Below are 9,650 nucleotides of genomic sequence, written 5' to 3'. Positions count from 1 at the left end.
TGCATTGCTAGCGCACATGGGCCGGGACCGAGCTGTTTCCCTGATGGACGACCTTCGCGCCGCCAACCCCAGCGAGCACACGCGCTGGCTGGCCGAGCCCGATGAGCCGGCCTTCCGCGAGCTGCTTCACGCGCGCTACGCGGAGACGTACTCCTACCCGTTCCTCTACGAGCCCGGCGGCGCCGTGCGGCTCTGGAGGGACGGGGCGCTGCTGAGCCTCGGCGAGTTCGACGCGCGGGGGGCGCTGCTGTGGCACACGGGCCTGTGGAGCAAGCCGGGGCGGGACTCGCTGGACTCGGGGCTCTCCGTGGCGCTGCCGAGCCGCCGCACCATCATGGGCCGCGCCGAGCACGAGGCGCTGTGGGGCTCGCTGCTGGAGCGGCTCGGGCGCTGGGTGGGCTTCCTGCACCAGAACACCTCCACGCTGCACGTCATGGCGCAGCGCTACGCCTCGCGCTTCATGCGGGCGAGGCCCATGGGCCTCGTCGTCAACTACACGCGGGGCGAGACGGTGATTGGCGTGGAGGAGGGCTCGGGCGTGCCCATGCAGGCACTGGCGATGACGACGGTGCTCGCGCCCCCGCCGCCACGCCGGCGCTACCTGCCCGAGGGCCCGTGGGGGGAGTGGCTCGCGTCCATCCTGGCCGGGGTGGGGCTCGCGGAGTCGGTGGCCTTCACGCCGCTGGAGCGCCGGGCATGGAGGGAGGGCGCCGTGCTGCGTCCGCTCGACTGGAACGCGTCGCTGCGTCTGGAGCGGCGGGGCCTCGTGGGATTCAGCGCGGAGGGCACCCCGGCGCTCACGTCGGAGCGGGCGCGCGTGGACCTCATCCACCTGCCCATGGGCGAGCCCCAGCGGGTGGCCGAGGGGACGCCGGTGCTCCTCGCGGCCGGCTTTCTTCCGACGGGCATCCGCCTCCACCAGCGCGAGCCGGATGAACTCGTCTTCCAATACGTGGCGGACCCGAGGGCCGCGTGCGAAGTCGTGAGCCGCGCCCGGCTGGACGGCGCGCGGGTCCGGGAACTCTTCGCGGGATGGAGGGAGCGATGCGCGCGAACTTCGTAGACACGGTGATGGCGCGGCTGGACGGCGAGGTCGCCACCATCTGGGCCACGGTGCTGCTGCGGCTGGAGGACAGGCCCGACGTGGCGCTCCTGCGCCGGGGGCTGCGCGCGCTGGTGCGGGAGAGCGAGCGCCTCAACGTGGCCTGGAACGACGCGCGCCGCGCATGGGTGCCCGCCGTGCGCGGGGACGCGGAGGTGGACGCGGCCCTGGTGGAAGGCGCAGAGCCCCTGTCCGAGCCCGACGCCGTAGCGCGAATCATCAACACGCGGGTGGACCTCACGCGCGACGTGCCGCTGCGGCTGCACTTGCATCCCATGGTGGACGCGGCCCAGGGGCCCTGGCTGCTGGGCATCCAGTTGCACCACGCCATCGGGGACGCGAAGGCGCTGGCGCACCTGCTGGAGCGGCTGTGGTTGCTCTGCGCGGGACGCGGGTCGGAGTCGCGCCCGCTGGAGCCCTCGACGCTCACGGATGGCAAGGTGCTGCTCGCGGCGCTGCGCCAGCCGGGCGCGGTGCTGGGGCTCGCGAGTCCGCGCCGGCGGCTCCTGGCGCAGCGGGGAATGGGGCTGCGCCGAAGTGGGGACACCGCCGGACACGCGCTATCGGCCACGGCGCGGCTCACGCTTCCCCAGGGCGACACGGACCTCCAGGCGTCGGAGGTCTTCTTCTCCGCGCTGCTCGCGGGCGTGGCGCTGCGAGAGTCCCCGGCGGACGGACTCATCCGCCTGCGCATGCCGGTGGACCTGCGGCGGATGCTGGGGCTCGGACGGACGCTGGGCAATGGCTGCTCCACGGTGCCGATTGAGATCTCCCTGAAGGAGGTCCGCGCCCGGCTGGAGGCCCCGCGCGAGCTGGCCCGCTTCCTCCGCTCCGAGGTGCAGCGGGTGCTCGATGAGGGCGTGCACTGGACGACGGCGCTGGAGTGCATGGCGGTGGCCCGGCTCGCACCGGCGCGGGTGCTGCGCAAGAACGCGCGTCCCGGGCTCATCGCCGAGCCCCGGACGAACACGCTCGTCGTCACCTACCTGGGACGGATGGACAAGCACTTCACGGAGGCGCCGCTGCGCATCCGCTCCATGCGCAGCCACACGGCCACCTGGGGCGCCACGGGCCTGTCGTTCGCGGACACGCTCAACATCAGCACGGCGGCCTTCGAGGGCCTCTGGACGCGCGAGGAGTTGCGCGACTTCACGGAGCGCGTCGCCGGGTGGGCGTCCGCGGGCTTCGGCCTGCGGGCGGAGGTGCTCGCGCCATGATGGGGCTGCGCGAGGCGCCCGGGGTGTACCTGGGCTTCATCTGCCTGCACGTGCTCGCGGGGCACCTGGGCTCCAGCCTCGTCTACCGCCTGCGCTTCGGGCGCAGCCCGCTGGCCTACCGGAGCGCGGCGGCGGATTCCGCGCACACGCGCGTCACGCGGCGCATCAGTGGCGTCTCGCTGCTCTGGGCCGGCTCCGTGCTCGCGGCCGCGTTCTGGCCCGCGTGGTCCGCCATGTCCTGGGGACGGCCGCTGCTGCCCATTCCTCCGCTCGCGGGTTGGGTGCTCGGTGTCGTGGGGCTCATGGGCATGCTGTGGGCCCAGTATGGAATGGGCCCGGCGTTCCGCATCGGCGTGGACGCGGGGGAGGCCCGGCCCGAGCTGCACGAGGGGGGACTCCACCGCTACTCGCGCAACCCCATCTACGTGTTCTCCTACCTGTACCTCGTAGGGGCTTCGCTCTGGGCTCCGTCCGTGGTGACGCTGGGCGCCTGTGCGGCGCTCGGGGGGCTCTTCCATCAACTGGTGCTCCAGGAGGAGCGGTTCCTCGCGGACCGCCTCGGTGAGCCCTACGCGCGCTATTGCCAGCGCGCACCTCGCTACTTCTGACGCGCCATGCAGCCAGCCCTCTCGCATCCCGCTGATTCGCCCGGTGCCGCGCCCCCGGAGCCCGGCCTCTCCCGCGCCGAGCTGGTGGAGCTGCTCCGCATCCGTCCTCTGCGCGCGGTGGGCATGGCGGCGCTGCACCTGGGTGTCTGGGTCGCGGCGGCCGTGGCCATTGCCCGCGCGGGCAGCGTCTGGGTGAAGCTGCCGCTGTGGATGCTGGCGGGTGGGGCGGTGATGGGGCTCATCCAGCTCGACCACGACGCGTGGCACGACAATCTCTTCCCGAGGCCGTGGCAGAACCGCCTCTTCGGCAACGCGCTCAGCCTGCTCGTGGGCATCGCCTACGAGCCCATGCGCCATGACCACCTCGCGCACCACCGCTGGAACCGGACGCAGAAGGACCCTGACGCCTACAACGCGGGCCGCCGCTCGCTCGGGCTGTGCGCGCTCTTCTACGCCACCGTGCTGCTCGGCATCCCGCTGAGCCTCATCTACTTCAACGTCCTCTATCCGCTGCAGCACTTCTCCCGCGCGCGATTGCGCCGCCATGGCGCGGTGCTGCTCTGCTACGCGGGCTTCTACGCGGGGCTCTTCTGGCTGCTGTCGCGGCACGGGCTCGTCCCCGGCGCGGTGGAGTGCTGGCTGCTGCCGGTGCTCTTCGCCAGCCCCCTCAACGGCCTCAAGTCCATCGCGGACCACTACGCCAACACGTGGCGCGGGGACCGCTTCCACACCGCGACGACGGTGCGCGGCACGCGGCTCGTCACCTTCCTCTGGAACGGGCTCAACTACCACCTGGACCACCACCTCTATCCGCGCGTGCCCGGCTACAACCTCGCGAGGCTGCACACCCACCTGCGCCCCGGGCTGCTCGCGCGCAGCGCCCCCGTCTTCGACAGCTACCTCGACGTCATGGGACGCGCGCTGCTCGCCGGGCCCACCGTCGTGGACGAGGACGTGCGGCTCGTCACCCTGGAACGAAAGCGCCCATGAACGCCCTGCGCCAGCTGTACGCGGACATCCGCTACGAGGACGGCCGCTGGCCGCTGTCCCGCTGGGACCTCAACCTGCGCTACATCGCCAAGAGCCTCCTCCACGTCCCCGAGCCGCGCCGCACCGAGGACGTCGAGCACTTCGCGCGCGTCGCCCGGCACCTCGCCTCCGGGAGCTGGAAGCCCGACGCGCCCGCGGCGCTCAACCTGTGCGCCGTGGGCGATGTGATGTGGATTCGCAGCGGCTTCCGCGAGGCCCTCTCCCCGGGCGTGCGCGCGCTGATGGCGGACGCGCACGTGGCCTTCGCCAACCTGGAGACGCCCGTGGACCCGGCGCGGCCCGTGCCCCGGCGCGTCTACGAGACGCTCCACTACAACGCGCCGCCGGGCTACCTGGACGCGTGGGAGGGCACCGCGCGCCACCGCGTGTTCTCGCTGTGCAACAACCACGCGCTGGACCAGGGCGCGCAAGGGCTGGAGCGCACGCGCCAGAGCGTGCTGGCCCGCCCGGAGCACCGCTGCGTCGGAGGCCCCCGGGCGGAGGACGCGGTGGCGGGCCTGGAGGTGGCCGGGGTGCGCCTGGGCATTGCCGCGGTGACGTATGACATCAACCACCTCGCGGGGGCGCCGCCCGAGGGCGTTCCGGTGACGCGCCTGGGCAACCCGCTGCATGCGCCCGACTGGGAGCGGCTGGGCGCCCTCATTGACGCGGCGCGCGCGGTGGGGCCGGACCTCGTGGTGCTCATGCCGCACTGGGGCTTCGAGTACGAGTACTGGCCCGAGTCCCTCCAGCGCGAGCACGCCTACCGCCTCATCGAGCGCGGGGCGGACATCCTCCTGGGCTCCTCGCCGCACGTGCTGCAGCCCGTGGAGCTGGTCTCCATCGACGGCGGGGACCCCACGTGCCCCGCGCAGGTGCGCCGGGGAGGGCCGCCGCGAGTGGGGCTCATCGCGTACTCGCTCGGCAACTTCCTGAGCATCATGCCCACGCGGGCGTGCCAGACGGGCGCGGTGCTGAAGCTCGCGCTCGCGCGGGACGCGGGGGGCCCCCTGCGCCCCGTGGACGTGCGCGCGGTGCCCACGGCGTGCGGGCGGGGCCTGGGCGGCGAGGGCTTCCTGGACGCGGGGGTCGTGGCGGTGGACGAGCTGGGCCTGGAGCGCGCGGCGCCGCACCTCGCGCACGCGTGGCGCACCCTGGGCGGACTGATTTCAACCCGGAGGGACTGAGATGGTGTCGATGCGGGAGCAGTTGGAGGCACTCACCGTGGGCATGGCCCGGCAGGTCGCGGGCTGGCTGCCGGCCGTGACGCCCGAGCGGTACGTGGCCTTCCTGGACATGATGTACCACTACACGCTGCGCAGTGGAGACCGGCTGCGGCTCGCGGCCGAGCGCGCCACGCTCCCCGAGCTGAAGGCCTTCTTCGCGGATCTCGCGGCGGACGAGCAGTCCCACTACCAGCTCGCGAAGGCGGACCTCGCGGCCTTCGGGCGCACGCCGTCGGACGCCACGCCCCGCGACGTCTCCGCGTTCCACGCCTTCTGGGAAGGCATCCCGGCGGAGCGCCAGCTCTCGTTCCTCGGCGCGCTGTACGTGCTGGAGGGCGTGGCGCGGCACCTGGGGGGCGACACACGCCAGGGGTTGGGGCGGCTCGGCCTGGACAGGACGCGGACGCGCTTCCTGCTCGTGCACCTGGACGTGGACGTGGAGCACGGCGCGCGGGCCCAGGCGCTCTGCGAGTCGCTCGGTGCGCACGGCCCCGACCCCCTGCTGGACGGCGCGCGCCAGGCGGCGGACTTCTGGGTGGCCATCCATCGCCGGGCGCTCGCGGAGGCATAGGCCGGGCTCCCGCAGGCCAGCCACGCCGGAGGGGCATACTGGACACATGAGGGGGCGGAAAAAACGAAAGGCCCGGAACCTTTCGGTTCCGGGCCCTTCAAGTGGCGAGGAGTACGGGACTTGAACCCGTGGCCTCCGGCGTGACAGGCCGGCGTTCTAACCAACTGAACTAACTCCCCACAAAATCTCTTGGGCGGAACAGGGATTGAACCTGTGACCATCGCCTTGTAAGGGCGCCGCTCTACCGCTGAGCTATCCGCCCTTGGCGGCCCGCCGTTGCTTCAGTGAGGCGGCTTGTACCGACCCCTACCGCCCCTGTCAAGCATACGTTTTCGGACCCCAGATCATTCCGTTTCCACCCCCTTTTCAGAGGCCGGATCCGGAGCTTCGGATCCGCCCTACCCGACCCGCACCTTCCACCGCCGCACGCGGCGGCGGGAGCGGGGAATCATCAGCACCGCCCCCACCAACAGGGCCACCGGTACGAACACCAACACCGTCTGCATCATCGCCTCCATGTCCCCGAACATACGAAGCCCCTCTGACATCCTGACGGGGAGTTCGTGACTTTCAGGAAACGACGTTCCAACGTCCCGATTGCCGGCCCCCCATGGGAAATGGGGAGGGAGGCCGGCCCGGGCTCGCTCGGCTACTCGCCCCGGCGGGGACCGCCCCGGCCCCCGGGGCCCGGCCCGTGGGCCTCCCACGCGGCGGTGATCAGCGCCCGGGCCTGGGTCTTCTGGGCGTCCGTCAGGAGCTGCTCCGCCTCCTGGTACGCCTGGGTGTCGTTCGTCCGGAGCTGGTCGAAGAGGCCGTGGGCCTTCTCCCGGTTCGCCCGGTGCGTGGCGTCGTCCTGCGTGCCGCCGGCGGGCGGCGGCCCCGCGGGGCGCAGGGCTTCGAGGGACTGCTTCACGGGCGCGTTCTTCGTGTCCAGGGCCGCCTGGATCCGCTCCAGGCCCGTGGCCTGGGCGTCGGTGAGGGCCAGCTCCTGGCGATGCTCGAGCAGCAGTTGGACGGGGGATTTGCGCTCGAAGGGCGGCGGCCGGGGCGGGCCCCGGGTCGCGTCCTGCGTGGGGGTGGATTCGGCGAAGGCGGGAACGGACAACAGCAGGCCCAGCATGAACAGGTGGCGCTTCATGGTGACACTCCTCCAGCGTGCGAGATGACCGCACCCGGAAACCGGGGCCTGACGGCACGGGGACACCGTGGCGGGCCAACTGGGAGGGGTCCGCCCCCGCAGGGTCCCGTGTCGCGCAGGCCCGGGGCTTCCGGGCTGACAGGACGAGAAGGTGCTCCCCGCATGTGCCGCGAAAATGTCCCTCGTGTTACCGATTGTGTTTCACGCCGCGACACTCCGTACGGCTGCTTCCCTTGGGCGAGGACCCGCGCCATATGGCTCGCGCGAAGTGACACCCGCACGTAGCATGCGCCCGCCTTGGAAGGATTCGCGCGGCGGACGGACGGTGGACGGACCTGGCGCGGGTGGCCCTGGGTGCTGGCGGCAGTGGCCGTGGGGGCGTGGGTGCTCCGGGCCCTGCCCTTCTTCCACCGCGCCGGCGCGCCCGGGTACGTCGTCAACTACGACGAGGGCGTCTACTACGCGGCGTCCGCGCTCCTGTGGAAGGGCCTCCTGCCCTACCGCGACTACCTCTTCGTGCACCCGCCGGGCGCGCTGCTCCTGGGGGCTCCCGCCGCGGCGGTGGGCGCGTTCGGGGATCCGTCCGTGGGCTTCGCCCTGGCGCGCTGGCTCGCCACGTTGATGGGCGCCGCGAGCACCGTGCTCGTGGGACGGCTCGCGATGCGGGCCTGGGGACCGGTGGCGGGCGTGGTAGCCGCGCTGGCCTACGCGGCGCACCCGGAGATCGTCACCATGGAGCGCGGCCCGTTCCTGGATCCGCTGCTCAACCTGTGCGGCCTGGGGCTCGCGAACGCGTGGCTCCTGCCGTCCGGCCGTGAGCCCCTGCCCCGCCGCGCGGGCGTCGCCGGGGTGCTGGCCGGGGTCATGGTCTCGGTGAAGGTGCTGGGCGGCATCTGGGGCGCGGCGGCGCTCGTGTCCCGTGCTCCCGGGCCCCGCTGGAGCCTGGCGCGGCGGTTCGTGGGGGCCGCGTCCCTGACGGCCCTGGCGCTGGTGGGCCCCGTGGCGCTGTGGGCCCCCGGGGCCTTCATCCGGGACGTGCTGTGGTTCCAGTCCGCCCGGCCCGAGGACGGCATCGTGTCGCGCTGGGAGCGGCTCCTGGAGATGACCCACGAGCGGCGCCGCTACGCCGTGCTGCTCGCCCTGCTGGGCCTGGGCGTCGCGCTGACGCGGGCCGCGCGCCGGAGCTCCCGGACGGACGCGGCGCCCGAGCGCTTCGTGGCCAGCGCGTACCTGCTCACCGTGGCCGCGTACCTCGCCGCGCACAGCTACTGGTCCAACTACAACGCGTTCCTCGCCGGGCCGGAGGCGCTGCTGGCCGGACTGGGCGCGGCGGCGCTCGTGGGCTTCGCGGCCTCAAAGGCCCGCCCGGTGGGCACGGTGGCGACCGGACTGGTCGTGCTCGCCCCCCTCCACTCGGTGCGCGAGACGCTGCGCGGGGCGGAGATCCGCCCTCCGGAGCAGGTCCTGCAAGCGCGCTACGTCCGCGAGCAGGTCTCTCCGGACGCCGTCCTGTGCGGCTTCGAGCCGGGCTGGGGACTGCTCGCGGGGCGGCTGCCTCCGGTGCTGCCCGGACAGCCCGTGGTCGTGGATCCCTACGCGCTGATGCTCCAGGACGCGCTCCTGTCCGGGGCCCGCTTCGAGGACGCGGCGGCGGCCTTCGCCGCTCCGGACTCCCAGCGAAGGATGCTCGCGCTCCTGGAGCGGTGTGACTTCGCGCTGCTGGGATTCCGGGGCGAGTGGCAGCTCTCCGCCGACAGCCGCCGCTGGTTCAAGGCGACCTACACGCGCGCCGTGTCGCCGGAGTCCCCCGCCGTCGAGCTGTGGCGGCGGCACGAGCCCCTCAGCGTCACCGCGACCCTCCCTGCCCCCTAGGCCGCTTTCCTGATGGACGGAAGGCCCGCGCGCGGTATGTCGCGCGTCCCTTCCGTGTCACGCCCAGGAGGCGCCTCCATGCCCTACACCCCCATCGTCGCCACGCTGGGCTACGTGCTGTCGCCAGATGGCCAGCAGGTGCTGCTCATCCACCGGAACACGCGCCCGGACGACGCCCACTACGGCAAGTACAACGGGCTGGGCGGCAAGTTGGACCGCGACGAGGACGTGGCCGCGTGCATGCGCCGGGAGATCCGCGAGGAGGCCGGCATCGAGTGCACGCGCATGGTGCTGCGCGGCACCCTGTCCTGGCCCGGCTTCGGCAAGCACGGCGAGGACTGGCTGGGCTTCATCTTCCGCATCGACGCCTTCGAGGGCACGCCCCTGGAAGCAAACCCCGAGGGCTCGCTGTCGTGGGTCCCGGTGTCGTCCATCCTGTCGCTGTCGTTGTGGGACGGGGACCGGCACTTCCTGCCGCTCGTGTTCGACGCGGACCCGCGCCCCTTCCACGGCGTCATGCCCTACGCCAACGGCCACGCGGTGAGCTGGTCCTTCACCCGGCTGTAGCGGCTGGACGGAGGGCGTCGGGGCGTCCTGCGACCAACGCTCCCCGGCACCTCCCCTCGGGTTTCCCGCGAGCTTTCCGGCCGGGCCCGCTACAACGTCCGGCTCTCACGCGGACACGCAAGGAGCGCGGCATGGACCTCATCGGACAGCTCTCACAGCAGCTTGGAGTGGATGGCACGCAGGCACAGGGGCTCGCGGGCTCCCTCCTGAAGATGGTGCAGGGCACGGTGCAGGAGAAGGTGGGCCCGGACGCCGCGCGGCAGATGGACCAGGCCATCCCGGAGATGCAGGGCTGGCAGCAGACGGCGGCGGCGCAGGCC

At 72.7% G+C, this 9,650-nt stretch carries 11 protein-coding genes and 2 tRNA genes; 9 read left to right on the top strand and 4 right to left on the bottom strand.

The genetic code is table 11. The features are described from left to right. The 6 genes from D7V93_RS29160 to D7V93_RS29135 form a co-directional block, all read left to right on the top strand. Positions 1-1,063, top strand: a 1,063-nt coding sequence (locus D7V93_RS29160) for a hypothetical protein (RefSeq protein WP_208723182.1), incomplete at its 5' end; no start/stop codon positions are given. Further along, positions 1,045-2,319 (top strand): condensation domain-containing protein, encoded by a 1,275-nt coding sequence (locus tag D7V93_RS29155; protein WP_120646500.1) that lies wholly within the window; start codon positions 1,045-1,047, stop codon positions 2,317-2,319. The genes D7V93_RS29160 and D7V93_RS29155, both read left to right, overlap by 19 nt. Next, a complete protein-coding gene (locus D7V93_RS29150) occupies positions 2,316-2,927 on the top strand; it encodes a methyltransferase family protein (RefSeq protein WP_120604279.1) in 612 nt (203 codons plus the stop codon). Before D7V93_RS29155 ends, D7V93_RS29150 begins: the two co-directional genes overlap by 4 nt. A 6-nt stretch (positions 2,928-2,933) precedes the next feature. After that, a complete protein-coding gene (locus tag D7V93_RS29145; RefSeq protein ID WP_120646499.1) occupies positions 2,934-3,917 on the top strand; it encodes a fatty acid desaturase family protein in 984 nt (327 codons plus the stop codon). Beyond that, positions 3,914-5,143: a CapA family protein gene (locus D7V93_RS29140; RefSeq protein WP_120646498.1), complete on the top strand. Its 1,230-nt coding sequence runs from the start codon at positions 3,914-3,916 to the stop codon at positions 5,141-5,143. The genes D7V93_RS29145 and D7V93_RS29140 overlap by 4 nt, the downstream gene beginning before the upstream one ends. A 1-nt stretch (position 5,144) precedes the next feature. Continuing rightward, entirely contained in the window at positions 5,145-5,753 is a 609-nt protein-coding gene (locus tag D7V93_RS29135) for an iron-containing redox enzyme family protein (protein WP_120646497.1), read from the top strand. A 102-nt stretch (positions 5,754-5,855) separates the two neighbouring features. On the opposite strand, the gene D7V93_RS29130 is transcribed toward D7V93_RS29135, so the two are convergent. The 4 genes from D7V93_RS29130 to D7V93_RS29120 form a co-directional block, all read right to left on the bottom strand. After that, a tRNA-Asp gene (locus D7V93_RS29130) sits at positions 5,856-5,932 on the bottom strand. Positions 5,933-5,943: 11 nt separating this feature from the next. Then, positions 5,944-6,015, bottom strand: a tRNA-Val gene (locus tag D7V93_RS29125). Between the two features lie 136 nt (positions 6,016-6,151). Continuing rightward, positions 6,152-6,283 carry a hypothetical protein gene (locus D7V93_RS47465; protein ID WP_255424770.1) on the bottom strand — a complete coding sequence of 44 codons (132 nt, stop codon included), beginning with the start codon at positions 6,281-6,283 and terminating at the stop codon, positions 6,152-6,154. Between the two features lie 119 nt (positions 6,284-6,402). Continuing rightward, complete coding sequence (locus D7V93_RS29120) at positions 6,403-6,891, bottom strand: Spy/CpxP family protein refolding chaperone (protein ID WP_120646496.1); 489 nt, start codon at positions 6,889-6,891, stop codon at positions 6,403-6,405. A 354-nt stretch (positions 6,892-7,245) separates the two neighbouring features. Between D7V93_RS29120 and D7V93_RS29115 the strand changes: the two genes are divergently transcribed. The 3 genes from D7V93_RS29115 to D7V93_RS29105 all read left to right on the top strand — a co-directional run. Then, positions 7,246-8,763 carry a glycosyltransferase family 39 protein gene (locus D7V93_RS29115; protein ID WP_120646495.1) on the top strand — a complete coding sequence of 506 codons (1,518 nt, stop codon included), beginning with the start codon at positions 7,246-7,248 and terminating at the stop codon, positions 8,761-8,763. Between the two features lie 78 nt (positions 8,764-8,841). Continuing rightward, positions 8,842-9,330 carry an NUDIX hydrolase gene (locus D7V93_RS29110; RefSeq protein ID WP_120646494.1) on the top strand — a complete coding sequence of 163 codons (489 nt, stop codon included), beginning with the start codon at positions 8,842-8,844 and terminating at the stop codon, positions 9,328-9,330. Positions 9,331-9,461: 131 nt separating this feature from the next. After that, on the top strand, positions 9,462-9,650 hold a 189-nt coding region (locus D7V93_RS29105), incomplete at its 3' end, for a DUF2780 domain-containing protein (protein WP_147451389.1).

The organism is Corallococcus llansteffanensis, assembly GCF_003612055.1.
GTDB classification, from domain to species: Bacteria; Myxococcota; Myxococcia; order Myxococcales; family Myxococcaceae; genus Corallococcus; species Corallococcus llansteffanensis.
This window is presented reverse-complemented; position numbering and strand designations above follow the sequence as displayed.